This window comes from Desulfonatronum parangueonense (genome assembly GCF_054656975.1).
In genome coordinates this window covers 2,301,431-2,322,958 of record NZ_BAAHXH010000003.1, presented here as the reverse complement: position 1 = coordinate 2,322,958, position 21,528 = coordinate 2,301,431, and the positions used below count along the sequence as shown (strand labels likewise).

General features: G+C 56.8%; 31 protein-coding genes. 23 read left to right on the top strand and 8 right to left on the bottom strand.

All coding sequences use genetic code 11. The features are described 5' to 3' along the window. Positions 1-99: 99 nt before the first annotated feature. From vapC to ACYQ15_RS10645, 3 genes are all read right to left on the bottom strand, one after another. On the bottom strand, positions 100-501 hold the full coding sequence (gene vapC, locus ACYQ15_RS10655) for a type II toxin-antitoxin system tRNA(fMet)-specific endonuclease VapC (RefSeq protein ID WP_459937490.1): 402 nt from the start codon (positions 499-501) through the stop codon (positions 100-102). Continuing rightward, positions 502-732 (bottom strand): hypothetical protein, encoded by a 231-nt coding sequence (locus ACYQ15_RS10650; protein WP_459937489.1) that lies wholly within the window; start codon positions 730-732, stop codon positions 502-504. Between the two features lie 82 nt (positions 733-814). Then, positions 815-1,078: a hypothetical protein gene (locus ACYQ15_RS10645; protein WP_459937488.1), complete on the bottom strand. Its 264-nt coding sequence runs from the start codon at positions 1,076-1,078 to the stop codon at positions 815-817. Between the two features lie 280 nt (positions 1,079-1,358). On the opposite strand from ACYQ15_RS10645, the gene ACYQ15_RS10640 reads away from it, so the two are divergent. The 6 genes from ACYQ15_RS10640 to ACYQ15_RS10615 all read left to right on the top strand — a co-directional run bounded on the left by ACYQ15_RS10640 (position 1,359) and on the right by ACYQ15_RS10615 (position 4,056). Continuing rightward, positions 1,359-1,613, top strand: coding sequence for a type II toxin-antitoxin system HicA family toxin (locus ACYQ15_RS10640; protein ID WP_459937487.1), 255 nt, complete (start codon positions 1,359-1,361; stop codon positions 1,611-1,613). Next, complete coding sequence (locus ACYQ15_RS10635; RefSeq protein WP_459937486.1) at positions 1,610-1,969, top strand: type II toxin-antitoxin system HicB family antitoxin; 360 nt, start codon at positions 1,610-1,612, stop codon at positions 1,967-1,969. Before ACYQ15_RS10640 ends, ACYQ15_RS10635 begins: the two co-directional genes overlap by 4 nt. Before the next feature lie 260 nt (positions 1,970-2,229). Continuing rightward, a complete protein-coding gene (locus ACYQ15_RS10630; protein WP_459937485.1) occupies positions 2,230-2,997 on the top strand; it encodes an ABC transporter permease in 768 nt (255 codons plus the stop codon). Then, entirely contained in the window at positions 2,994-3,773 is a 780-nt protein-coding gene (locus ACYQ15_RS10625; protein ID WP_459937484.1) for an ABC transporter ATP-binding protein, read from the top strand. Before ACYQ15_RS10630 ends, ACYQ15_RS10625 begins: the two co-directional genes overlap by 4 nt. 48 nt (positions 3,774-3,821) lie before the next feature. Then, complete coding sequence (locus ACYQ15_RS10620; RefSeq protein ID WP_459939575.1) at positions 3,822-3,908, top strand: glycoside hydrolase family 99-like domain-containing protein; 87 nt, start codon at positions 3,822-3,824, stop codon at positions 3,906-3,908. Then, positions 3,868-4,056, top strand: a complete 189-nt coding sequence (locus ACYQ15_RS10615; protein ID WP_459939574.1) for a glycoside hydrolase family 99-like domain-containing protein — start codon at positions 3,868-3,870, stop codon at positions 4,054-4,056. Before ACYQ15_RS10620 ends, ACYQ15_RS10615 begins: the two co-directional genes overlap by 41 nt. Before the next feature lie 26 nt (positions 4,057-4,082). Here ACYQ15_RS10615 and ACYQ15_RS10610 read toward each other — a convergent pair whose 3' ends face one another. Next, positions 4,083-5,378: a tetratricopeptide repeat protein gene (locus ACYQ15_RS10610; RefSeq protein ID WP_459937483.1), complete on the bottom strand. Its 1,296-nt coding sequence runs from the start codon at positions 5,376-5,378 to the stop codon at positions 4,083-4,085. 12 nt (positions 5,379-5,390) lie between these two features. Here ACYQ15_RS10610 and ACYQ15_RS10605 point away from each other — a divergent pair, with 12 nt between their 5' ends. The 12 genes from ACYQ15_RS10605 to ACYQ15_RS10550 all read left to right on the top strand — a co-directional run bounded on the left by ACYQ15_RS10605 (position 5,391) and on the right by ACYQ15_RS10550 (position 15,304). Then, entirely contained in the window at positions 5,391-5,693 is a 303-nt protein-coding gene (locus ACYQ15_RS10605; protein WP_459937482.1) for a hypothetical protein, read from the top strand. Between the two features lie 298 nt (positions 5,694-5,991). After that, on the top strand, positions 5,992-6,132 hold the full coding sequence (locus ACYQ15_RS10600) for a hypothetical protein (protein WP_459937481.1): 141 nt from the start codon (positions 5,992-5,994) through the stop codon (positions 6,130-6,132). 3 nt (positions 6,133-6,135) lie between these two features. Then, complete coding sequence (locus tag ACYQ15_RS10595) at positions 6,136-6,480, top strand: redoxin domain-containing protein (RefSeq protein WP_459937480.1); 345 nt, start codon at positions 6,136-6,138, stop codon at positions 6,478-6,480. Between the two features lie 168 nt (positions 6,481-6,648). Continuing rightward, positions 6,649-8,499, top strand: coding sequence for a glycoside hydrolase family 15 protein (locus tag ACYQ15_RS10590; protein WP_459937479.1), 1,851 nt, complete (start codon positions 6,649-6,651; stop codon positions 8,497-8,499). Positions 8,500-8,663: 164 nt separating this feature from the next. Further along, positions 8,664-9,476 carry a DUF547 domain-containing protein gene (locus tag ACYQ15_RS10585; protein ID WP_459937478.1) on the top strand — a complete coding sequence of 271 codons (813 nt, stop codon included), beginning with the start codon at positions 8,664-8,666 and terminating at the stop codon, positions 9,474-9,476. A 113-nt stretch (positions 9,477-9,589) separates the two neighbouring features. Further along, on the top strand, positions 9,590-10,270 hold the full coding sequence (locus ACYQ15_RS10580; protein ID WP_459937477.1) for a flavodoxin family protein: 681 nt from the start codon (positions 9,590-9,592) through the stop codon (positions 10,268-10,270). A 97-nt stretch (positions 10,271-10,367) separates the two neighbouring features. Further along, positions 10,368-11,075 carry a TVP38/TMEM64 family protein gene (locus ACYQ15_RS10575; RefSeq protein ID WP_459937476.1) on the top strand — a complete coding sequence of 236 codons (708 nt, stop codon included), beginning with the start codon at positions 10,368-10,370 and terminating at the stop codon, positions 11,073-11,075. A gap of 228 nt (positions 11,076-11,303) precedes the next feature. Continuing rightward, entirely contained in the window at positions 11,304-12,776 is a 1,473-nt protein-coding gene (locus ACYQ15_RS10570) for a dihydrolipoyl dehydrogenase family protein (protein WP_459937475.1), read from the top strand. Between the two features lie 40 nt (positions 12,777-12,816). Further along, entirely contained in the window at positions 12,817-13,071 is a 255-nt protein-coding gene (locus ACYQ15_RS10565) for a UPF0175 family protein (protein WP_459937474.1), read from the top strand. A gap of 135 nt (positions 13,072-13,206) precedes the next feature. Further along, complete coding sequence (locus ACYQ15_RS10560) at positions 13,207-14,319, top strand: radical SAM protein (RefSeq protein WP_459937473.1); 1,113 nt, start codon at positions 13,207-13,209, stop codon at positions 14,317-14,319. Between the two features lie 203 nt (positions 14,320-14,522). Continuing rightward, entirely contained in the window at positions 14,523-14,966 is a 444-nt protein-coding gene (locus tag ACYQ15_RS10555) for a PhzF family phenazine biosynthesis protein (protein WP_459937472.1), read from the top strand. Further along, positions 14,930-15,304: a PhzF family phenazine biosynthesis protein gene (locus ACYQ15_RS10550; RefSeq protein WP_459937471.1), complete on the top strand. Its 375-nt coding sequence runs from the start codon at positions 14,930-14,932 to the stop codon at positions 15,302-15,304. The genes ACYQ15_RS10555 and ACYQ15_RS10550 overlap by 37 nt, the downstream gene beginning before the upstream one ends. Before the next feature lie 12 nt (positions 15,305-15,316). On the opposite strand, the gene ACYQ15_RS10545 is transcribed toward ACYQ15_RS10550, so the two are convergent. From ACYQ15_RS10545 to ACYQ15_RS10530, 4 genes are all read right to left on the bottom strand, one after another. Then, positions 15,317-15,571, bottom strand: coding sequence for a hypothetical protein (locus ACYQ15_RS10545; protein ID WP_459937470.1), 255 nt, complete (start codon positions 15,569-15,571; stop codon positions 15,317-15,319). 21 nt (positions 15,572-15,592) lie between these two features. Beyond that, positions 15,593-16,126 carry a GNAT family N-acetyltransferase gene (locus ACYQ15_RS10540; RefSeq protein WP_459937469.1) on the bottom strand — a complete coding sequence of 178 codons (534 nt, stop codon included), beginning with the start codon at positions 16,124-16,126 and terminating at the stop codon, positions 15,593-15,595. Continuing rightward, entirely contained in the window at positions 16,117-16,395 is a 279-nt protein-coding gene (locus ACYQ15_RS10535; RefSeq protein WP_459937468.1) for a type II toxin-antitoxin system TacA family antitoxin, read from the bottom strand. The genes ACYQ15_RS10540 and ACYQ15_RS10535 overlap by 10 nt, the downstream gene beginning before the upstream one ends. A gap of 151 nt (positions 16,396-16,546) precedes the next feature. After that, on the bottom strand, positions 16,547-16,780 hold the full coding sequence (locus ACYQ15_RS10530; RefSeq protein WP_459937467.1) for a hypothetical protein: 234 nt from the start codon (positions 16,778-16,780) through the stop codon (positions 16,547-16,549). 276 nt (positions 16,781-17,056) lie between these two features. On the opposite strand from ACYQ15_RS10530, the gene ACYQ15_RS10525 reads away from it, so the two are divergent. The 5 genes from ACYQ15_RS10525 to istB all read left to right on the top strand — a co-directional run bounded on the left by ACYQ15_RS10525 (position 17,057) and on the right by istB (position 21,458). Continuing rightward, positions 17,057-17,593 carry an ORF6N domain-containing protein gene (locus tag ACYQ15_RS10525; RefSeq protein WP_459937466.1) on the top strand — a complete coding sequence of 179 codons (537 nt, stop codon included), beginning with the start codon at positions 17,057-17,059 and terminating at the stop codon, positions 17,591-17,593. 383 nt (positions 17,594-17,976) lie between these two features. Next, positions 17,977-18,399 carry a hypothetical protein gene (locus ACYQ15_RS10520; protein WP_459937465.1) on the top strand — a complete coding sequence of 141 codons (423 nt, stop codon included), beginning with the start codon at positions 17,977-17,979 and terminating at the stop codon, positions 18,397-18,399. 67 nt (positions 18,400-18,466) lie between these two features. After that, positions 18,467-19,423, top strand: coding sequence for a ParB/RepB/Spo0J family partition protein (locus ACYQ15_RS10515; RefSeq protein ID WP_459937464.1), 957 nt, complete (start codon positions 18,467-18,469; stop codon positions 19,421-19,423). Beyond that, positions 19,347-20,726, top strand: coding sequence for an IS21 family transposase (gene istA, locus ACYQ15_RS10510; RefSeq protein WP_459937463.1), 1,380 nt, complete (start codon positions 19,347-19,349; stop codon positions 20,724-20,726). The genes ACYQ15_RS10515 and istA overlap by 77 nt, the downstream gene beginning before the upstream one ends. Further along, positions 20,727-21,458, top strand: a complete 732-nt coding sequence (gene istB, locus ACYQ15_RS10505; RefSeq protein WP_459937462.1) for an IS21-like element helper ATPase IstB — start codon at positions 20,727-20,729, stop codon at positions 21,456-21,458. The last annotated feature ends 70 nt before the right edge of the window (positions 21,459-21,528 follow it).

Below are 21,528 nucleotides of genomic sequence, written 5' to 3'. Positions count from 1 at the left end.
TGCCATGCTGCAACTTCCTCATGTGCGTAACCAAAAAAAAACAAATGCCAAGGGCCTGAAGTCACAGAAAAAACCAGCGTTTTTGATTTCGCCAAGGGCTCAAGCCGTAACCCAGTTTTCCAGCTTCAATCCCCTGATTTTCTCGAATTCCTTGATGTTGTTCGTCACAAGCGTACCGTCATGGCATTTGACAATGGCGGCGATCATCATGTCGTTTGGCCCGACGACATTTCCTTTCATCTCGACGGCCTCTCGAATTTCGGCATAGGCGTATGTGGTCGGATCATCAAATGATGTAATCTCGAACGGTTCAAGGAATTTTTCGATCTTCTCTAAATTTTCCTGTTTCTTTCGGCTCTTGAACGCGCCAAACAGTAGTTCGGCCTTGACGACGCATGGAATGGAAATCTTGCTTGGCGGCAGGGCCAGGATTTTTCTCTTGATACTTTCGTATTTCCCGTTCAAGTAATAGATGCAGGTGTTTGTATCGAGGAAATACATCTAAAGAGGCTCCCTATGGCTGTCCGCGCCCGCGGAAACATCCGGCGGCTCGACAAAGGTGTCGTCGTCAATCGATCCGAAAAGCTGTTCAAACCCGGTTGGATAGACAGCATCGACCCGAGACCTGATCTGGTCGGCAACCCACTTGGATATGGAGACCTGTTGAGCCTTGGCGGCGGATTCCACCTTTCTCAAGGTCGGTTCATCAATATACAATGATATTTGCGGCATGTTCACTCCTTTTCTTGTACACCTATCGAAAATGGCCGCACATGTAAAGTATATGTCCAAGTATATTTTGACGATTAAGAGCTCAGAAGATCTCGCCCCTGTGCAGGGCATGGACAAAACGCTCCACGGACCAGACATCCAGGTCATCGAAGCGATAGGACCGAGGCCCGTCATACACGGCGATCATCTTCTCAACGACTACTCCTTGCTGCGCGGCCAGAGAGCGCAAAGGGGCTTCCCATTCCCGACACCAGGCATTGGCGCGCTTCACCTCCACGGTCACAATGCGGGTCTTTGGACAATTCCAAATGCAAGGATGCGTCCAGCAGGTCAAGGTGAAGTGCATTATCGAACACCTGCTTGAGCCAGGTGGTCTTCCCGGTGCCTCTCGGCCCGAAAAGGAAAAAGGAGTGATCCGGTCGTTGCAGCAACCTTGGCGTGACTTCGAATTTTCCAGCCCTCATGCATTTCTCCATCGATAATGTAAAAATGTAATGCAAAATTACATTTCAAATGGAAAAATGCGAGAGAGTGGGAGTGATGCAGCTTCTGGGCGGAGTCGCAATCATCAGCCTGATACCTTTCCATGTGCTTGCATCATTTCGCTTTGTTGCTATCGTTAATCCATGAACAGCAAGCATCGAAAGACGCTTGAAGCGATTCGCGCCGACCCTGTCAATGGGAACATCGAATGGGCACGCATCGCGGCTTTGTTGGCGGCACTTGGGTGTCGGATCGTCGAAGGCGCGGGCTCTTCGATCACTTTTGAGCGCGAAGACCACAGGGCCACTTTTCACCGTCCCCATCCGGGAAAGGAAGCGTTGCGCTATCGCGTCAAGGCCGTCCGGGAATACCTTGATCGTTTGGAGGTGGAATCATGATGAACGTCATGACGTATCGCGGCTATACTGCAAGCATGGACTTTGACCCTGAGGACAAAATCATCGTTGGCAGGGTTCTTGATATTTCCGATATTATTACCTTTCATGCGGAATCAGTGGGAGAATTTGAAGCCATTTTTCATTCTGCCATCGATGATTACCTGTGCGCTTGCGAGCAGCTTGACAGTTTACCGGAAAAACCGGCCAGCGGCCGACTCATGTTGCGAATCGCGCCCACGGTTCATGCCGCGGCATTGAAAGCAGCCGCCCGAAGCGGAACCAGTCTGAACAAATGGGCCGAACATGTTCTGTGTTCCGCGAGCCGCTCGGGGCGGCAAAAACAAATCAATACGTGACGGGTAACCATTCAGCACATACTCTGTGGCCACGCGCCAGAGCTGGATTCCGGCTTTCGCCGGAATGACGTATCGTCACGTTCTTTCCAAGTTTAGTCATACCGGCGAAGGCCGGTGTCCAGTCCGATTTTTCCCGGGAGATCTGAGTAGTTACCGTGACGTAAAACGTCTGGGAGTCTATTTCTCCTCAAAGGATCATCACCCCCAGTGCACTGCCAGAATTGAAAGCCGTAATCCGACAACTTTTCACCAGAGCGACCATGTCCCGTTTACTGCCGCTACTCCTGCCCCTGCTGATCCTGCTGAGCTGGGCGCTTTTGAGCTACACCGGGACCGTTCCGGCCTACATGCTGCCCGCCCCGGACACGGTGGCGACAACCTTGTGGGTCTACGTGACAGGTTTCGGAACGGGCATGTATGCCGGGAGATTCCCGGCTGATTTGGCGGCCAGCATGGCCAGGATCGGCGTCGGATTCGCCCTGGCGACGTTTCTGGGATTGTCCCTGGGCATCCTCTCCGGGAGAAGCGCCTTCATGCGTCTGCTGCTCAAGGATTTCGTGGATGCCCTGCGGTCCGTGCCCGGGATTTGCTGGCTGCCTTTGGCCCTGGTCTGGTTCGGCATCGGGCTGAAGACGACGGTTTTTCTGATTGCCCTGGCGGCGTTCTTTCCGATCTATCTGAATACCATGGCTGCTGTGACGGCTGTTCCGACAACCTATCTCCGGGCGGGCAGCATGCTTGGGCTGGGCAGATTCGGCTTGATGCGCCATGTGGTGCTGCCCGCAAGCATGGGGCAGATTCTGAGCGGGCTGCGACTGGGGCTGGGGATCTCCTTCGCCTACCTTGTCCTGGGTGAGCTGACCGGAGTGGCGGACGGACTGGGGGCGTTGATCATGGATGCGAGAATGGTGGGCCGCGTGGACGTTATCATCACCGGCATTCTCGTGATTGCTCTGCTCGGGTGGGTTTGCGATCAGCTTCTGGTTCGCGGGATGCGCCTGTTCTCCAGGTCGGCCAGGCGGTTATGAGCGGCAGCGAGGGGAGGGGGCAGGATGGAGCATATCTCCAGGTCCGGGATCTATGCAAAGGTTACGGCACCGGAGCGGAGCGTCGGGAGGTGCTGCGGGACGTCTCCTTCGAGGTCCGCCGCGGCGAGATCCTCGCCCTGCTGGGTGCAAGCGGCTGCGGCAAGACCACGCTCCTGAACATCGTTGCCGGATTTCTGACCGCGGATCAGGGAAATGTTGCCATCCAAGGCAGGCTTTCCGAGGGTCCCGGACCGGATAAGGCAGTGATTTTTCAAGAAGACGCCCTGTTTCCTTGGCTGACCGTGGAGGAAAACGTCAGCTTCGGCCTCCGGGTGAACAGCGTCTCGCGCACCAGGCGCAGGGAGATCGCCCGTCGCATGCTGGACCTGGTAGGACTGGCCGGACGGGAGAGTATGCTGCCCGATCAATTGTCGGGCGGCATGCGCCAGCGCGTGGCCCTGGCCCGGGTCCTGGCCCTGGAACCCAAACTGCTGCTCATGGACGAGCCCTTTGCCGCCCTGGACGCCCTGACCCGGGAGGATATGCACGACCTGCTGCTGGCCCTACATGCCGATTTCCAGCCGGCAGTGGTCTTCGTCACGCACGATGTGGTCGAGGCGGTGAAGCTGGCGGATCAGGTCCTGGTCATGGGCGGGCGGGGCATTGATGAACGGACAACACTCTCGGACAAACGTCCCAGGGATCCAGAGAGTGCGGCTTTCATTGATAACGTTCGCTATCTGCGCCGAATATTACGGCAGATATATGATTCATGAATAAGGACATTGATATGAATATTATTTCCATGCAGGCGAGACGAGTCCATGGTTAAGGTGGTAGCATTTTATCTTCCGCATGAAATTTCTGAAAATAACCATTGGTGGGGGAAAGGCTTCACTGAATGGGAATAACGTCCGAACCGCAAAACCTTTATTTCAGGGGCACAATCAGCCCAGGATTCCACACAGTGCAATCGGCTATTACGACCTGAAAAGTAAATCCTTCTTGAAATATCAGCATGATATGTCCCTTGATCATGGTGTCTACGGGTTCTGTTAATTCCGCTCCGTAACGGCTGATGGATTCTACCGCGTATTATTTCTCCTCGATTCGGCCATTTCCAAGCCCTTGAGAGCATTGCGACGGTTGGGGGTGCGCTGGAGGGATGTCTCGAAAGCGGCTTTCGCCTGCTCAAAACGCTCCTTCTTGAGCAGCAACTCCGCGTAGAGTTCGCGGACGGGCAGCACCTCACCCGGCGTGGTCGGGTGCTTGTCCATGGAGTCCTCGAGATCGGCCCCTTCTCTCATGAGCGAAAGCGCCTGCTCGGTTTCGCCCTGTTCATAAAGAATCCAGGCTTCCACTGCTTTGCCGAGTGCTTCAGTCATGGACGCCCAATACGCATCATCTTCATCCCGCAAGGTCTGAATCCGCTCCTGAAGCCGGTCGTGGTCCTTCTTGGCCTGTTCCAGGTTTCCGGAACGCGCTGCGCCGATACCCCGGCCATAATAAAAAATGGCTTCAGCCGCGGGGAACTGCTCCCAGGGAAGTACCTCCGGCATCACCGGTTCGAGGTCTGCTGCCTGATGCCATTGCTGTTGTTCCAGGAAATGACGAACCTGAAGCGCCGCCAAATTGTAAGCGGCAAAGGGTACGGGGTGCACCTGATCGAGTGTTCGTGCACGCTCAAGAGTTTTTCGCGCATTCTCGGCGTCGCCGAGTTGGAGGTAAGCGTACATCACATAGTCCAGGGAATGGACATAATGAGCACTGGCGTGTGGATCGTCCTTCATAACGTGACGTGCCGCCTTGGCCGCCCGCTTGTCCCGATCGATCGTCTCCTCCCATAGACCGAGCCGCACGAAGATATGGCTGGGCATGTGCAAGGCGTGGGGAGTATTCGGAGCCAGCTTGTCGTAGCCTCGGGCCGTTTCCAATGCTTTATGTGCCAATTCTGAGCTGTCGTAGGCGTGGAGGAGGTAGTGAAAAAGGCCGGGATGCTCCGGATGGTCCTCGAAATATTCCTCGATCAAGGCTCCCGCCCTGCGTTCGCGGGTGAAGTCCCGCTCCTCGTGCGGCGAGAATTGGGTCATCGCGTAGCACACCTCCGCCAGGGCGTAAAATGCCGCTGCATCTACGTCTTCAGGATAGGATTCATGCAGCTCCCGCTGGGCCTTCAACCAGGCCTTGACCCGTGCCTCATGATCCCGAGTGGGACTTTCTCTCCGTGGTTCAGGGTCGGTAAAAAAAGCCTCAACTGCCGCGATGTACCCTTTCTCGCGCTCAGTGGGCGCGCCGAGTTCCCGAGCCCTTGCCAACGCCGCTTGACCACGTTCAAGTCCCTCCGGGGACGTGGGATGCCAGAGCGGCTGAAAACTTGTCATGGCAATGCCCCAATGCGCCATCGCACACGAGGGATCGACTTTCGCCGCCGCTTCAAAATGCGGGCGTGCCTGTTCGTACATCATGTGATGCAGATGAGCCAAGCCCGTATGAAATTCCTCTTGCGCTTTTTCGTTGCAAGAAATGGGAAAGTTGACGACCCCGAGTTGAACTTCGTGTTCTGCCTTTTGCTGAGCCAAAGCGAACGTGCTCAAACCAGCACTCAGTGCCAGAAGTACGGCAATGATTCGAAATATGTATTTGCTGTTCATGATAACTCCTTGTCTCTGGTGATCTTATGGTTAGTTGAAAAATAAGAGTGGGTATGTATGAATGCCATACGGGAAACTCGGTATTTATTGATACAGATTTGCAGTAGGTTTTTTTTGTGGAAGGGGAAAAAGGGCATCCACGATTGGATTTGCTCTACCTGTTGGTCCATATCCCCCCGTGATTTAACTTCGGCTTCATAATTCTTCTGACCTGGACCAGGATCCTGTAACATATCAGTTTGTTGAAACACTCCTCATCGCGACGTCGCCGCTCCTTGCATTTGGAATTATTAAACGGACTGCCGAAGAAGGAACTTTTCAACACGCAGATAAGGAGGCCGTCATGGCGAAAATCGGGTTTGGTTTGGATGCGGGGGATTTGTTTCCAGAAATGCATGTTCGACTGACATCCGGGGAGGTAGTTGACGTCCCCGACTGGTTCAAAGGGGCATACGGCGTTTTCCTCGTCTATCGGGGCCACTGATGAATGTTCTGCCGTCAGCAGTTGGCTGACTTTCAGGCATCCTCCGCCGCATTTCAGTCCGAAGGGATTCCAATCCTGGCGGGATCGGTGGATCCCTTGGACAAGGCCCGCGATATCATGGAGAAAGCGAACATCACATATCCCGTGGTCCACGGTCTGAACGCGGAGGAGGTTTCCAGGTCTACCGGCGCCTACTTCGAACTAGAGAAGAAGTTCCTGCACGCCGCCGGCTTCATCATTGCTCCAGACCGCAAGGTTGCGGTGGCCTGCTACAGCAATGGCGCCATCGGTCGCCTGACCGCGAAGGATTCGCTGGCCCTGATCAGGTATTTCAAGAAATCCGGGTAGCGGAAGACAAGGAGGTTTTTGGAACCACTCGGCACGGTGCCGGCCTTGTCATGGGCGGGGGATGATCCTCTCCCCCGGGTTTGCCGCCGGGGCCAAGCTTTTCAAGGAAAGCACATCCAATCCCGCGATATTGCTTGACCGAATCGTATTCACAAAAGAGGTATTGCCATGGCCTATCAGCCCATCGACAACTACGCCTTGATCGGGAACATGCACACCGCGGCCCTGGTCGGGGTCAACGGCTCCATCGACTGGCTCTGTTTCCCCCATTTCGATTCGCCGAGCATTTTCGCCGCCATTCTGGACGATGAGCAAGGCGGTTTTTTTCAGATCGCGCCGAGCGTCGCGGATGAAGTGACCACGAAACAGCTCTACTGGCCGGAAACCAATGTCCTGGTGACACGGTTCTTTACGACAAAAGGCGTTGCCGAACTGGTGGATTTCATGCCCGTGGTTCGTGGTGAGGGTGATGAACGTCAACACAGAGTCGTTCGCCGGCTAACCATGGTTCGCGGCAACATGAACTTCAGGCTGGAATGTCGGCCTGCCTTTGATTACGCCCGGTCGCAAGGCGAGGTGGTCGTCACGGGGCGCGGGGTAATCTTCCGTGGCCCGGGACTGCATCTGGCCTTGAGCGGGCAACCAGCCTTCACGGCGCTTGACGCCGGTGACGGGCACGCAGCGCCTGGGGCAGCCTGCGAATTCCACCTCCGGGAAAACGAGAGCCTGACCTTTGTTCTGCACCAGATTCCGGAAGATGCCGGATGCAGTCCGGCTGTTCCGGACCAGGAGTCCGAGGAGCTTTTCCGGAGCACGGTGAACTACTGGCGGAAATGGATCGGCAAGTCCACTTACAAGGGGCGATGGCGGGAAATGGTTCACCGTTCCGCGTTGACCCTCAAAATGCTGACCTTTGATCCAACTGGGGCCATCGTGGCCTCGCCGACCGCCGGCCTCCCGGAGGATGTCGGCGGAGAGCGGAACTGGGATTACCGTTATACCTGGATTCGGGACGCGGCCTTCACCCTCTACGCCCTGCAACGCATTGGCTTCACTGAGGAGGCCGGGTGCTTCATGCACTGGATCGAGGCCCGAACGCGGGAACTCAACCCGGACGGTTCCCTGCAGATCATGTACGGGATCGACGGTCGTCATGATCTGACCGAAACAACTCTGGATCATCTCAAGGGATACCGTGACTCCCGTCCGGTGCGCGTGGGCAACGGAGCCTGCAATCAGCTGCAGCTGGACATATACGGCGAGCTGATGGATTCGGTGTATCTCTACAACAAGCACGGTGCGCCGATTTCCCATGATTTCTGGGTGCAGTTGCGCAAGCTGATCAACTGGGTCGTGGACAACTGGCAACGCGAAGACAAGGGGATCTGGGAGATGCGCGGCGGCAGCCGCCATTTCACCTATTCCAAGCTGATGTGCTGGGTGGCCTTGGACAGGGGCCTGCGGCTGGCGGAGAAGCGTTCGTTTCCGGCTGATCGGGAGCGCTGGCTGGCGGCGCGGGATGCCGTCTACGAGGAGATCATGACCAAGGGCTGGAACCAGGATCGTGGAGCCTTTGTTCAGTCTTACGGCAGCGATGCTCTGGATGCGTCCAACTTGCTCATGCCGTTGACGTTTTTTGTCGCACCCATGGACAAACGAATGCTCTCCACCTTGGATGAAACTCTGAAGCCCCCTCAACAGGGCGGTCTGGTTTCCAACAGTCTGACCCACCGTTACAACCTGAACACTTCCAAAGACGGACTGACCGGCGAGGAAGGAACGTTCAATATCTGCAGCTTCTGGCTGGTGGAGGCGTTAACCCGGGCCGGACGCACGGATCCGAAACGCCTGGACGACGCGAGGCTGATGTTCGAGCGCATGCTTGGGTATGCCAACCACGTAGGCCTCTATTCCGAGGAAACCGGTCCCTGCGGCGAGGCATTGGGCAACTTCCCCCAGGCCTTCACCCATCTGGCCCTGATCAGCGCGGCCGTGAACCTGGACAAGGAACTTGGTTGAGTTTTTGCAGCCCCTCCGTGTGATTGTTTCACCACGTGGCACACGGGGTTCACGGGAAAAGAAACCCTGGTTTTTAAGGAAAATGTTCCCCGTGTCCCCCGTGATCCCCGTGGTCAAATCTCCAGCGAGTCGTGTGTTTTTTAATGTCGCCGTAGTGCTGAGGATTGAGGAATAAAGCCATCTCCTGCCGGGTTGCGTCCTTATTGCTCATGGCCCTGGCCGCGCCCAAGGCGGACCTTTGGCCGCGTTGGGAGACCCATGATCCCGATTCAACCCTGCGGGTAGACCATGGCCCCTGGAATTCTTTTCTGTCCGCGTATCTGGTGACTTACGATCCTTCGGGCGTGCATCGGGTCAGGTATGGCGAGGTGTCGCCGGCGGATCGAAAGGCTTTGCAAGGCTACCTTGAACAGCTGCAGGCCACTCCGGTCTCCCGGCTGAACCGTGACGAGCAGATGGCCTACTGGATTAATTTCTACAATGCCTTGACCTTGGAAGTAATTCTGGAACACTATCCGGTCGCCAGCATCCGACGAATCAATATTTCCCCCGGGTTTTTCACCCGCGGCCCTTGGGACGCGCCCCTGGTGGAGGTCGAGGGGGAATCCCTGACCCTGAACGACATCGAGCACCGCATCCTGCGCCCCATATGGCAAGACCCACGCATTCACTATGCCGTGAACTGCGCCAGCATCGGCTGTCCGAACCTGCAACGAAGGGCCTTTACCGCCGAAGATCTGGAAGACATGCTGGATGCCGCGGCTCACGAATTCATCAACCATCCCCGCGCGGTCCGATTCGACGGACGTCGCCTGCGACTGTCCTCCATCTTCGACTGGTTTTCCGAAGATTTTGGACGGAATGAGCGGGAGATTCTGGAGCATGTCGCCGCATATGCCGAGCCACCTCTGGCAGAGACGCTGCGCAGTTACAGCGGTCGCATCTCGTATGATTACGATTGGGCCCTCAACGAATGAACCAAGCTTTCGCTCCACCAAATCTCATGGATCTGAAAATCGATGCTCACGTCGCCAACTTCTCGAGGATATAGCCGTATGACAAAAACAAGCGGTGAAACGTGATCCTTGCCATGCACTCCAGCCCCCGGAAGCAGGGAAATCTGGAAAGGCTGGTCATCCGGGCTGCCCAGGCTTCAGGTCATGAATACAAATTGATTCGACTGGCTGAACTGAGGATCTTTCCCTGTACCGGGTGCGTAAAGTGCGCTCATAGCAAACGCTGCGTCCAGGACGACGACATGCGTTCCCTCTACCCGGAGCTTGAACGGATTGATGGTCTGATTATGGGCGGCGTCAACTACAACGGCCGGGTCAACTCCTTGGCGCACGTATTCATGGAACGCCTTTTTCCGTTGTATCATCAGGAACCGGCCCTCAGGGACATGCCGACGGCGATCGTGGCGGTCGGGGGCGAGGCGCCGGAAAAGGCGGCTCAGGACATGGCCGACTACTTGAAAAACATCTACTTTTGCAATGTGATCGGGGCGGCTCTTTTTACCTCCGATACGCCTCCTTGTTTTTCCTGCGGCCTGGGGTCGGAATGTCCGGTCGGCATTCCGGCTTTGACCTGGAAGGAAAAGGATTTTCAATCGTTCACTCGGGTCAGCAAGGATATGTTTTTGCGGTTTGAAGACAATCCTGATGCGGTTCTGGCAGTCCGTCGTCTCGGTGAAACCTTGGCGAGATCCATCGCCGGCGACTGGGATAGGCCGAGATCCGGCGGGGGATTCTATCTGCCCTCTTCCGGGTAAGCTGGTCGTGGCGAATACGGCGGCTTTGCGGCTGCCGTACTTCGAGCGAAAATGTCAATGAGTTGCTCCGCCTTTTTGGAGGCGACAAGGAAGGGTGATGCAATCCAAAACTTTGCAGAAAATCGTCTTGGTACTGGCCGTGCTCTCCCTGGTGGGTGCGTTTTTCCTCTTTGACCTGGGCCAGTACCTTTCTCTGGAATTCATCAAGCAATCCCAGCAACGCTTCCAGACCCTGTACGCGGATAAGACCTTTTCAGTCATCGCCGTGTACATGGGCATTTACATTCTCGCCACAAGCCTTTCCCTGCCCGGAGCCGCGGTTCTGACCCTGGCCGGAGGGGCGCTGTTCGGTCTGTGGGTCGGGACCCTGATTGTCTCCTTCGCCAGCACCATCGGCGCCACGCTGGCCTGCCTGGTTTCACGGTTCGTGCTTCGGGACTGGGTGCAGCGCAGGTTCGGCCATAAAATGGAGACGATCAACAAAGGGGTTGAACGCGAAGGGTCCTTCTACTTGTTTACATTACGCCTCGTGCCTATCTTTCCGTTCTGGATGATCAACCTGGTCATGGGCCTGACTCGGATGAAACTGTGGACCTTCTTTTGGGTCTCCCAGGTGGGCATGCTTCCCGGCACGCTGGTCTACGTCAACGCGGGACGGGAACTGGGCCGGATCGAATCCACGGGCGACATCCTCTCGCCGGGGCTGATTCTTTCCTTCGTCCTGCTGGGTCTCTTCCCCCTGGCCACGAAAAAGATCATGGCCTGGTACAGGGTGAGACGGGACAAGCCGAAGGTTGTGGAATAGCGGAATCAGCTATCATGAGGTCAACCAGGCGCGGACTTGCTGTTCGTTTCGTAATCCATGAACAGCAAGCAGCAAAGGACGCTTGAAGCGATTCATACCGAACCCACCAATGTTCACCGCCAATGCACTGCCCTGGAATATGTACGCAAACTGCGCGGTTCCTTGCACACCAAGTGTTTTCTGAAGATCGTCGCAACAACCTATTCCTGAAGGATAACAAGGTGAAACATGGCCACCTATGACTACGACATCGCGGTGATCGGCGCGGGAGCGGCGGGGTTGACCGTGGCCGCGGGAGCTTCGCAGGCCGGGGCCAGAACGTTGCTTGTGGAGCAGGAGCCGAACCTGGGGGGGGATTGCCTGCACTACGGTTGCGTGCCCAGCAAGACCCTGATCAAGACGGCAAAGGTCTATCACCAGATGAAGAACGCCGTGCAATACGGCTTACCGGAGATGGATGTTCCGGAGGTGGACTTCGCCCGCGTGCGAGAGCGGATCCAGCGGGTTATCGCCTCGATCCAGCCCCATGATTCGCCGGAGCAGTTCTGCGGGCTCGGGGTGGCAGTAAAATTCGGACATGCTGTTTTCCTGGACGACCATCAGGCGCTCATCGAGGCTAGCGACGGAAAAGCCGAAAAAGTCTCCGCCAAAACCTGGGTGGTGGCCACCGGTTCTACAGCCGCCATCCCTCCTGTGGAAGGGCTCGATGCAACACCCTATCTGACGAACCGTGAGATTTTCTATCTGGATGCGTTGCCGTCCTCCCTGGTGATCATCGGCGGCGGCCCCATTGCCGTGGAATTGGCCCAGGCCTTTGCCCGCCTGGGTTCCAGGGTGGAGGTGATCCAGCGCAGCGCCCAGATCCTTTCAAAGGAGGACGAGGACATGGCCGGGCTGGTCCAGGCCTCTTTGGAGCGGGAGGGCGTAAGGTTTCATCTGAACACGGAATTGGTGCGGGTCCGGGATCTGGGACATGAGCGTGAGGTTGTCTTCAGGACCGGCAATGGAGAGGAAAAGTCGGTCACGGCGGCATCTCTGCTGGTGGCCCTGGGACGCAAGGCCACGGTGGACGGGCTCGGCCTGCGCGGGATTCGCGTGGAGTATGACCGTAAAGGCATCAAGGTCGATGCCCGACTGCGGACCTCCCAGAAGCACATCTATGCCTGCGGCGACGTCACCGGAGCCTACCAATTCACCCATGCCGCCGGATACGAAGGCGGGGTGGTGGTGGCCAACGCCGTGTTTCATTTGCCGCGCAAGGCCGACTATACTTGGCTGCCGGCCTGCACCTACTCCGACCCGGAATTTGCGAGTATCGGGTTGAACGAGAAACAAGCCCGGCAGCAGGGTCTGGAATACACCCTCTGGACCGAGGAATTTGCTGAGAACGACCGCAGTCTGGCCGAGGAAGAGCGGGAAGGACGGATCAAGCTGCTCCTGGACAGGAAGAACAAGCCCCTAGGCATCCAGATCGTCGGCCCCCAGGCCGGAGAACTGCTGTCCGAATGGGTGGCCGTGGTCAACGGCAAGGTCAAGCTGTCCACCATGGCCGGCGCCGTGCATCCCTACCCGACCCTGGCCGAGATCAACAAGCGGGTCGCGGGCAAGCATCTGAGCGAAAAGATTTTCTCCGAGGGCGTACAAAAAACGCTGCGGTTCTTTTTCGGTTTCAAAGGGCGGGCGTGTGGTGAAAGGAGTTGAGTCGGGCTTCAGAAAATGAAGAACTATGGAGGATTTGACTATGTCATTCCAGGTTACCATTCATCTTTCAGAGGATATACTGCCGATATTACGCACATCACCGGAAAATTTTGTCCATGAATTACGACTTGCAGCAGCGGTAAAATGGTATGAAATGGGCAAAGTGTCTCAAGGCAAAGGTGCGGAATTAGCGGGCATAAGCCGTCAGGAATTTATTGATGCTCTGGCCGCCTTCGGAGTATCGCCCATTCAAACGACACCCGAGCAGCTTAAAGCGGAGTTCCGGTCTTCCTGACCCCGATATGCGGATAAGCGGTCTTGATCGATGGAATCGCGCTCCCGGCCGATGAAGAAGGTGCATGAATTGACCAAGAACGTCTCAGCTTTCGGCATGACATGCAAGCAACCATCCGGTCGCCGGAAGAATCTGATGTGGAACATGACACGGAAGTGCAACTTCCGCTGTTCCTACTGCTATTTTCCGCACGATGCCTCGCCGGTCACGGAAACGCTGCCCGTGGAAGGCATTCTGAATCTTCTGGAAGCGCAGACTTCCTCCGAAGCGGCTGGGAACCAGGATGATGATTTGCGCGGCAACGGCTGGCTGGTCGGCCTGACCGGCGGCGAGCCGCTGCTGTATCCGGGTTTCGTCGGGATCTGCCGGGTCTTGACCCGCAACCACTTCATCGGCCTGGACTCCAACCTGAGCGTTTCGTCAAAGGTGCGCGAGTTCGCGGAACGGATCGATCCAGCCAGAGTGGCCTACATCTATGCCTCCCTGCACATCGAGGAGCGGGAGCGGGTCAGGGGTGTGGACGCCTTCATCGCCAACGTGGTCCTGCTCCAGGATCGCGGTTTTAACGTCATCGTCAATTCCGTGCTCCATCCGACCCTGATCGACCGCTTCTCCGCGGACCAGGAGCATTTCGCCCGGCACGGCGTGACGATCATTCCTCGGCCCTTCAAGGGTGAATTCGAGGGCCGACGCTATCCGGAATCATATGGCCCGGAAGTCCGATCCGTGTTTGCCGCCCACCCCCAGGCTGGCGCAAAGATGGTCTACAATTTCAAGGGCGTGCCGTGTTATGGGGGGATGGCCTTCACTAGGCTGGAGCCGGACGGAACGGTGCTGCGCTGTTCCGGGGACAAGACCAGAATGGGCAATGTCCTGGAATCGGTGCAACTGAACATCGAACCGCTGCCCTGCACTGTTGCCAGGTGTCCGTGCCGGGGATTGGACTGGGTCGTGCTTTCTCCGGAGCAGAGGGCGTTCATCGAGGGGCTGAGGCTGGCCGTGATCGGAGAGCGGGAGGCGGCCCAACGAGCCTGGGAGCTCAGCCTGACGCTGAATCCCGAAATGTCCAATGCCGTGAACAACCTGGGTGTGCTGGACTGGGAACAGGGACATGCCGAAGCAGCCGAATCGCGCTTCCGCCGCGCCCTGGAAATTCACCCCGGTCACGAACTCTATATGGCCAATCTGGAAAAGTGTTTCCTAAAAATCGCTCCGCGATTGAGCAATGAAGTTGCTCCCGTTGCCTGACGCAAGCAGGCGGGTGTATTTCGTTATCCTACTTGAGATCGCCAAGCGTTTCAGTTGAGAGATTGTTCCAAGAACCTGATCCGAAAAAATTACGCAACCATTCCCATGCCTGGGACTCGAGGGTTTCATATTTCGGCAGATTGCATGCAGCACTTTGAAACCTCAAAGACAAACTAAATGATGATCATTGAGCGAGGATTGTGATGAAGATTCCCTATTATCAGGTTGATGTGTTCACGGATCGGCTTTTCAAGGGCAATCCGGCGGGAGTGTGCCTTCTGCCTTCGGGCTGGCTCGCGGATGAGGCGATGCAGAACATTGCGTTCGAAAACAACCAGTCGGAGACGGCTTTTGTGGTGGAGCAGGGGGATCGTTTCGGGCTGCGCTGGTTTACGCCGACGCTGGAAATGGACCTGTGCGGCCACGCCACCGTGGCCCCGGCGCATGTGCTTTTCACGGAATTCGGCCTGGAGGCGGAGCGGATCGTGTTCGAGACCAGGAGCGGCGAGGTGAGCGTCGCCAAGGAGGAGGAAAGACTGGTGCTGGACTTTCCCTCAAGGCCTCCGGCGGCGTGCGAGGAACCCGCGGAAGTGGAGCGGGTCTGGGCAAAATGCCCCTGGAGGTCCTGCGTTCCCGGGACTATCTGATCGTCTTCCAGGACGAGGCGGACGTGCGGGACATGCAGCCGGATTTTTGTCTGATGGAGAAATGGGACTGCCTCGGGGTCATCGTCACCGCGCCGGGGAAAGAGGCGGACTTCGTGTCGCGCTTCTTCGCGCCCGGCGCCGGCGTGAACGAAGATCCGGTCACGGGCTCCGCGCATTCGACACTGATCCCCTACTGGGCCGCCCGGCTGAAGAAAAAGGATCTGCATGCGCTGCAGCTGTCGGCCCGCGGCGGGGAGCTGTTCTGCCGACATGAGGGCGATAGGGTCAAGATCGGAGGCCGGGCGGTTACTTATTTGCGCGGAGAGATTGATCTGTAGATGCGCCTTTGGCTAGTCTGCACTCTCCCTGTCGATGAATGGATTGTGGATGAGCAGTCCTTCAATGGATTGCACGGCTTTGAAGTCTTCGCTGATGACGGCAGTGGCCCCGGTATTGGCGGCGGACACGATGATCATGACATTCCAGAACGACAGACTGTTTCGTTCCTGAATTTCGGATGCGCGGAGAACGTCCCGGGCCATGGGCGTGACGGCGTGCCAGGCGCAATAGGTTTCAATCAGGCCTCGGGCAACCGCGGGCGTCATGGGACGGGGGGACGGCCTCGGTCAGATCTTGCCAGCCGCTGTCAGCGCGGTATGAACGGTTTTGAGCGGTAAAACCAGCGAGAGGGGCTGATCCTGGAGGGGCGTGGCGCCGTAACGGGAATACCACTGTGCGGCCCGTTCGTCCTTGGCATCGATGAGCAGCGCAACCCCGCCTACCTGAGACGCAGCCAGCAAACAGCGACGGCCGGCAGCCAAAAGCAGCTGGCCGCCCAAGCCACGGCCTTGCATTGATCGGGCTACGGCCAATCTGGCCAGCCTGAACACGGGAACCTCATGGCGGGCAAGCCCGCGTTTGATCAATGTCGGCGTGCGCTCAAAAGCCAGGGAGGCCGGAGCGAGACTGTAAAATCCGAGAATGATCGCTCTCTCCGCGTCTCTAATGGCCAGGAACGTCTTGGCCCCTCCCAGGTCATGGCTCTTGCGGGCGTGGAGTCGCAGGAATTCATTCAGGGCGGGATTGGCGCAATCAAAGGCATTCCGGTCGTGCTCCCTGGAAATGGGCTCCTCATGCCAGGACGGAACGCTCACCCCCATTTTGGCAGAGCTTCCGCGGCCTTGAGCAGTTCGGCCTTGGGCGCGGGCGGGTTTTCCAGCACTTCGAGGACGTATAGGCTGTCCCGTTCACTCAGCGCAACCCGTTCGGCTCGCCGGACCACGGTTCGGGCCGCCTCCAAGGAGGAGCGGGTGACGAAGCTTGTCAGGGTCGTGCCTTGGAGAGCCACGGCCCGCATCAACAATGCTTTTTCCTCCGGTTCGATCCTCAACGACAGGCGTTGGCAGCTTTCAATGGAAGGTTGGGGCAAGGCTTCACTCCTCTGTAATGTGTGTCATGAAAACGTACAAATGCAAGAGCGCCTTGTCAAGTCGTCATTTTGTCCTTTAATCGACAAGCATTTGTAATAATTGAGGTTCGGAAAGCACGGTCCGGCTGTCCGGCACGCGATTTTTGACCTGTCACCACTCCTTTCCGGCCTTCTCAACAACATAAGCAAAATACTCCGGGTGCTCGCGAAACACGGGCAAGGCCAGTTCCAGGGCCGCTCGGAACAGATCCATGCGTTGAACCCCCAGTTCCCCGCACAACCTTTCCACCTCCGCAGCCCGGCCTTCGGACAACCTGCCGCAAATCAGTTCAGCGACCTCGTCGTCGCTTTTCGGTTTACCCGTCCATCGTTCCAGTATGCCCATGGAACATCCCTCCTGAATTCTTCATCGACCACCGAAAAATCGGCAACTACGATTGCACGCAACCTCGGCGGATCTTTCGCCAGGCGTTGCGGACAACATGACTTCCAATACAATAGCCAGCTCCAAGGCAGAGAAACTTTCAAGAAGGTGCAAGGGCATGAGCAGAGGAATGATGTTCTTTCCTTCTTGACGCGGCTTTACAGGGGCGGATAACCAAAGGCGAATTGCTACACCCCGGAGGAGAGGGGCAAATAACCGCCAACTGGGAGGAGCGCCATGGCAGATTTGGTTCCGATGGAGACCATCACGCGAAAAATTCTGCTCTTGAGAGGCATGAAGATTATTCTGGATCGTGACCTGGCGGAACTTTACAAGGTGGAAACCAGAGCTTTGAAACAGGCCGTCAGGAGAAACATCAAACGGTTTCCAGAAGATTTCATGTTTGAATTGTCACTTGATGAGGATCGAGCTTTAAGATCACAAAATGTGACCTTAAAGCGCGGAGGTCATGCCAAATACCCTCCAATGGCCTTTTCAGAACAAGGTGTGGCCATGCTTTCGTCTGTTTTGAACAGTGAGCTGGCTATTCAGGTCAACATCCAGATCATGCGCGCCTTTACCAAGCTGCGCCAAATGCTTGCCACTCACGAGGACTTGCGACGCAAGATTGAAGAGATGGAATCGAAATACGATGAGCAGTTCCAGGTCGTGTTCGAGGCCATCCACCAGCTTTTGGCCACAGAGGAGAAGCCGGAGCGGAAGATCGGGTTTGTAAAGGAAGAGACGCCGGGCTTTGGGAGTACGGCCGCGTAGGAGCCGGGAAAGCGGGATTTGCCGCGTTGAGGGGACTGGCGGCCAGTCTGGAAAGAACCCGAAGAAGTCAAGACAAAGGCGGTGAATATGGAGCAACGGACCCCGGAAAGCCTGGCCCAGCCGGATTCAGCCAGGGATCCCCTGGAGCCTCAACGCTCAGAGATTTGACCCACCCTATGCTCAGATAATTTGACCCACCTACTTTCAACTACCTCAGAATTGACCCACCCTTTCTGCCGCTGTCCGGCATCGCTCTGCCTCTTTTTCCTTGGCCGATCTCGCAGTTCGCATCTTTATTCCTTCCTGTCAGATCGTAATTTCCTGTCGTCCTGATCATTCATATTTCATGAACCACCAGCATCGTCTTTTTCAAAGAGGTGGCCATGAGACAGAAGCGTTCGTGCAGGGAATGCCGACGACTATTCACGCCCTCGCCCCGGCGTCCTGACCAACGGTATTGTTCCCGGGAGCAATGCCAGAAAGCCCGCAAACGGGATTGGCAGCGGGAAAGGCTCAAGACCAACGAAAAGTATCGCGCCAATCAGCAAGCATCTCAGCAGGCGTGGCAGGCGAAGAACCCTGGCTACTGGGCCAAGTACCGCCAGGAACATCCAGAATATGTCCAACGCAACCGGGAAAAGCAGCGCGAGCGCGGTGCCCGGCTGCGGATTGCAAAGATGGACGTCTTAGGGCTGGAAAGGTCATTTGAATCAGGTACATACAAGATTATTCCTGTCCATGGAGAAATTGCAAATATGGACGTGATATTCGCCAAAATTGAATTGGTTTCAGCAGGTTGCGGATGATTCGGGTGTTGATTGCAAATATGGACGTTATAGGCATCGACGCATTTGTTCTGCTATGACCTACAGCATGTCCATCAAAAACATCGAACGCTTCCAGATCATCCCCCGTTACGCGCATACGCGCATGGCCAGAGCCAAGGCGTTGAACGCGATGGTCGTCTCCATGAACCGGTTTGGGCAGATATCTCCGGTCCTGGTGACCAAGGAGGAACAGGGTTTCGTGCTCATCGACGGCTATTTGCGCCTGCAAGCCGTCAGAATACTCGGGATGGACGTTGTGCGCGCCGATATCCGGGAGGAAAGCGAAGCCGACATGCTGGCCATGGTCTTGAGCAAAAGCAAGGAGCGCCAGTGGGAGTCCGTGGAACAGGGTTTTCTGATCAGAGACCTGACGAGCCGTTTCGAGTGGAGCATGGCTCAGGTGGCCCGGAAACTGGGATGCGATCCCAGTTGGGTCAGCAGACGCTTGGCCCTGGTCAACGACCTGCCCGAAGAGGTCCTGGACGCCTTGTGCAAGGGCCATGTCTCCACATGGGCGGCTGGTCGGATCCTGGCGCCCTTGGCACGCGCCAACAAGGATCATGCCGTCAGGTTGACCGGCGCCCTGATCGAACAGCCCCTGTCCGCAAGAGATTTGAACGTGATTTGGCAACATTACGCGAAATCCAACGCCAAGGTCAGAGACAATCTCGTGGACAATCCGCACCTGTTCATCAAGGCTCACAAGGCCCAGGCCGACAGTGAACAGGACCAGGCTCTGGCCAAAGGGCCGGAAGGCGGATGGGTCAAGGATCTACGTATCATTTGCAGTATTCTTCGGCGTCTGAAACGCAATGCCGGCGTTGTTCTGTATGGAGGCCAAGAGCAGCGAAAGCCGCATCTGCAGGCATTGGAGCAAGCACGCACAGTATTTGATGAACTGCAAACCACTGTCATGGAGGTTACAGGTGGCCAAGCACGAGCAATGCACGGCAGTGCTGGAAATGCACAAGGCCGGAATGTCGATTCGAGAAATCGGATATAAGCTGAACATCTCGCGCAACACCGTACGCAACATCCTCAGGGGCAAGGTACCGCAGCCGAGGCAGAGTCCGTTTCTGGATCACCTGACGAGAATCAGGGAGATGTGTCGTCGCAGCAAAGGCAACCTGGTCCGAGTCCAGGAACTCCTGCACGATGAAGGAATTCAGATCGGCTACACCACCTTGACCCGCCTGGTCCGCGATCACGACCTCCGGGACGCTCCGATCAAACGGGCTGGATTCTATGAGTTCCCGCCCGGGGAGGAGATGCAGTTCGACACCTCGCCTCATACCATCACCCTGGACGGGCGCAGAGGGCTGGCTCAATGCGCCTCGCTGGTCCTGGGCTACAGCCGAAAGCTCTACGTCCAGTACTATCCCGTGTTCACTCGCTTCGAAGCCCGGGCGTTCCTGACCAAGGCCCTGGCCTTCATGGGAGGAGCCTGCCGCCGCTGCATCGTGGACAACACCAGCGTCGTAGTCATTGCCGGCAGCGGAGAAACCGCTCACTTCGCACCAGAGGTGGAAGCCTTCGCCAGGCATTACGGCTTCACCTTTGCTGCCCATGCATTACGTCATGCGGACAGAAAGGGAAAAATAGAGCGACCCTTCGCCTATATCGAAGGCAATTTCCTGGCCGCAAGGGAGTTTACAAGCTGGGAAGATATCAACATCCAGGCTTTGGCTTGGTGTCTGAACTCCGCCAACAAGAAAACCAAGCGCGTTCTGGGGATGAGCCCGGATGCCGCCCACGTCATGGAACTGCCCTCAATGGTTGCGCCGCCGGCCTATATCCCGCCGGTCTATGAAAGCCTGGTCCGCATCGTGGACACGCAGGGATTCGTTTATCTGGAGACCAACCGCTATTCCGTCCCGGACAAGCTGATCGGCAAAACCGTTGAAGTCCAAAAGCATCTCGACATCGTCCGGGTCTACTTCAAAAACGATATGGTTGCCGAACACCGACGACTTGTGGGTGCCCGGGAAAAACGCGTGATCTTGCCCGGTCACCATGCTCCGCTGACCAGAAAACAGCGCTCCGGTCCCAGCCGTGAAGAAGAACTGCTGCGCGGCCAGACCGAAACGCTGGACAAATATGTCGATCTTCTACGGGAAAAATCCCCCGGACGGGGCATCCGCAAACTCCAACGACTGCTCGAACTCAAACGAACTTACCCCCAGGACGCGTTCCAGACCGCGGTAACCAAGGCCCTGGCCTACCTCATGACCGACCTCGTCCGCCTGGAAAACATGATCCTGGATCATATCGCCGGGGACTTCTTTCAACTGGACCAGGAGGAATAGATGCGCAATCAACTCAATGACCTGACCAGGCAACTCCGGCTGGTCGGGATGGCCCAAGCACTGGATCGGGAACTCGACCTGGCTCAGGAGCAGGGCCTCCCCGCCAGCCAAACCCTGTTCAACCTGCTCTGTGAAGAGCTCCGTCACCGCGGTGAGCGCTCCATCCTCTACCGCGTCAAGCAGGCCAAAATGCCCTGGAGCTGGTCCTTGGCCTCCTTCCCCTTCCAAAGGCAGCCTTCGGTCTCAAAAGCCCAGATCATGGAACTCGCCGGCCTGGAGTTCCTCAACAGCTTCAAAAACATCCTGTTCATCGGCCCCACCGGCGTCGGCAAAACCGGTTTGGCCATGGGGGTGCTGCGTGAAGCCCTCATGGCCGGAAAAAACGGCCGTTTCTACAGAGCCCAGGACCTGCTCGACGAACTCTACGCATCCCTGGCCGACAAAAGCTCGCCCAAGCTCTTCAAGCACCTCGCCAAGCTCGACCTCCTGGTCATCGACGAGGTCGGCTACCTGACCATGAACCGCGAACAGTGCAACGCCTTCTTCAAGCTCATGGACGAACGATACAGCAAAAAATCCACCATCATCACCACCAACTTGGAACTCGACGAGTGGTACGACCTGTTCAAACCCAAACACATGGTCGACGCCCTCCTGGACCGACTCCGCCACCACTGCATCACCATCCGTATCAACGGCCCCTCACTCAGGGAACCCGACCAGAACGCCTGACCACCACTCCAGGAGGGCCTTACGGCCCTCCTGTTCGAAAGCCCACCTCAAGATCGTCGAATCGCAACCG

What these genes read in the sequence shown, in the direction of transcription:
- vapC (WP_459937490.1), bottom strand. Translation starts at nt 501, where the DNA reads ATGTATTTCCTCGATACAAACACCTGCATCTATTACTTGAACGGGAAA.
- ACYQ15_RS10650 (WP_459937489.1), bottom strand. Translation starts at nt 732, where the DNA reads ATGCCGCAAATATCATTGTATATTGATGAACCGACCTTGAGAAAGGTG.
- ACYQ15_RS10645 (WP_459937488.1), bottom strand. Translation starts at nt 1,078, where the DNA reads ATGCACTTCACCTTGACCTGCTGGACGCATCCTTGCATTTGGAATTGT.
- ACYQ15_RS10640 (WP_459937487.1), top strand. Translation starts at nt 1,359, where the DNA reads ATGAACAGCAAGCATCGAAAGACGCTTGAAGCGATTCGCGCCGACCCT.
- ACYQ15_RS10635 (WP_459937486.1), top strand. Translation starts at nt 1,610, where the DNA reads ATGATGAACGTCATGACGTATCGCGGCTATACTGCAAGCATGGACTTT.
- ACYQ15_RS10630 (WP_459937485.1), top strand. Translation starts at nt 2,230, where the DNA reads ATGTCCCGTTTACTGCCGCTACTCCTGCCCCTGCTGATCCTGCTGAGC.
- ACYQ15_RS10625 (WP_459937484.1), top strand. Translation starts at nt 2,994, where the DNA reads ATGAGCGGCAGCGAGGGGAGGGGGCAGGATGGAGCATATCTCCAGGTC.
- ACYQ15_RS10620 (WP_459939575.1), top strand. Translation starts at nt 3,822, where the DNA reads ATGGTTAAGGTGGTAGCATTTTATCTTCCGCATGAAATTTCTGAAAAT.
- ACYQ15_RS10610 (WP_459937483.1), bottom strand. Translation starts at nt 5,378, where the DNA reads ATGACAAGTTTTCAGCCGCTCTGGCATCCCACGTCCCCGGAGGGACTT.
- ACYQ15_RS10605 (WP_459937482.1), top strand. Translation starts at nt 5,391, where the DNA reads ATGCGCCATCGCACACGAGGGATCGACTTTCGCCGCCGCTTCAAAATG.
- ACYQ15_RS10600 (WP_459937481.1), top strand. Translation starts at nt 5,992, where the DNA reads ATGGCGAAAATCGGGTTTGGTTTGGATGCGGGGGATTTGTTTCCAGAA.
- ACYQ15_RS10595 (WP_459937480.1), top strand. Translation starts at nt 6,136, where the DNA reads ATGTTCTGCCGTCAGCAGTTGGCTGACTTTCAGGCATCCTCCGCCGCA.
- ACYQ15_RS10590 (WP_459937479.1), top strand. Translation starts at nt 6,649, where the DNA reads ATGGCCTATCAGCCCATCGACAACTACGCCTTGATCGGGAACATGCAC.
- ACYQ15_RS10580 (WP_459937477.1), top strand. Translation starts at nt 9,590, where the DNA reads ATGCACTCCAGCCCCCGGAAGCAGGGAAATCTGGAAAGGCTGGTCATC.
- ACYQ15_RS10575 (WP_459937476.1), top strand. Translation starts at nt 10,368, where the DNA reads ATGCAATCCAAAACTTTGCAGAAAATCGTCTTGGTACTGGCCGTGCTC.
- ACYQ15_RS10570 (WP_459937475.1), top strand. Translation starts at nt 11,304, where the DNA reads ATGGCCACCTATGACTACGACATCGCGGTGATCGGCGCGGGAGCGGCG.
- ACYQ15_RS10565 (WP_459937474.1), top strand. Translation starts at nt 12,817, where the DNA reads ATGTCATTCCAGGTTACCATTCATCTTTCAGAGGATATACTGCCGATA.
- ACYQ15_RS10560 (WP_459937473.1), top strand. Translation starts at nt 13,207, where the DNA reads ATGTGGAACATGACACGGAAGTGCAACTTCCGCTGTTCCTACTGCTAT.
- ACYQ15_RS10555 (WP_459937472.1), top strand. Translation starts at nt 14,523, where the DNA reads ATGAAGATTCCCTATTATCAGGTTGATGTGTTCACGGATCGGCTTTTC.
- ACYQ15_RS10550 (WP_459937471.1), top strand. Translation starts at nt 14,930, where the DNA reads ATGCCCCTGGAGGTCCTGCGTTCCCGGGACTATCTGATCGTCTTCCAG.
- ACYQ15_RS10545 (WP_459937470.1), bottom strand. Translation starts at nt 15,571, where the DNA reads ATGACGCCCGCGGTTGCCCGAGGCCTGATTGAAACCTATTGCGCCTGG.
- ACYQ15_RS10540 (WP_459937469.1), bottom strand. Translation starts at nt 16,126, where the DNA reads ATGGGGGTGAGCGTTCCGTCCTGGCATGAGGAGCCCATTTCCAGGGAG.
- ACYQ15_RS10530 (WP_459937467.1), bottom strand. Translation starts at nt 16,780, where the DNA reads ATGGGCATACTGGAACGATGGACGGGTAAACCGAAAAGCGACGACGAG.
- ACYQ15_RS10525 (WP_459937466.1), top strand. Translation starts at nt 17,057, where the DNA reads ATGGCAGATTTGGTTCCGATGGAGACCATCACGCGAAAAATTCTGCTC.
- ACYQ15_RS10520 (WP_459937465.1), top strand. Translation starts at nt 17,977, where the DNA reads ATGAGACAGAAGCGTTCGTGCAGGGAATGCCGACGACTATTCACGCCC.
- ACYQ15_RS10515 (WP_459937464.1), top strand. Translation starts at nt 18,467, where the DNA reads ATGTCCATCAAAAACATCGAACGCTTCCAGATCATCCCCCGTTACGCG.
- istB (WP_459937462.1), top strand. Translation starts at nt 20,727, where the DNA reads ATGCGCAATCAACTCAATGACCTGACCAGGCAACTCCGGCTGGTCGGG.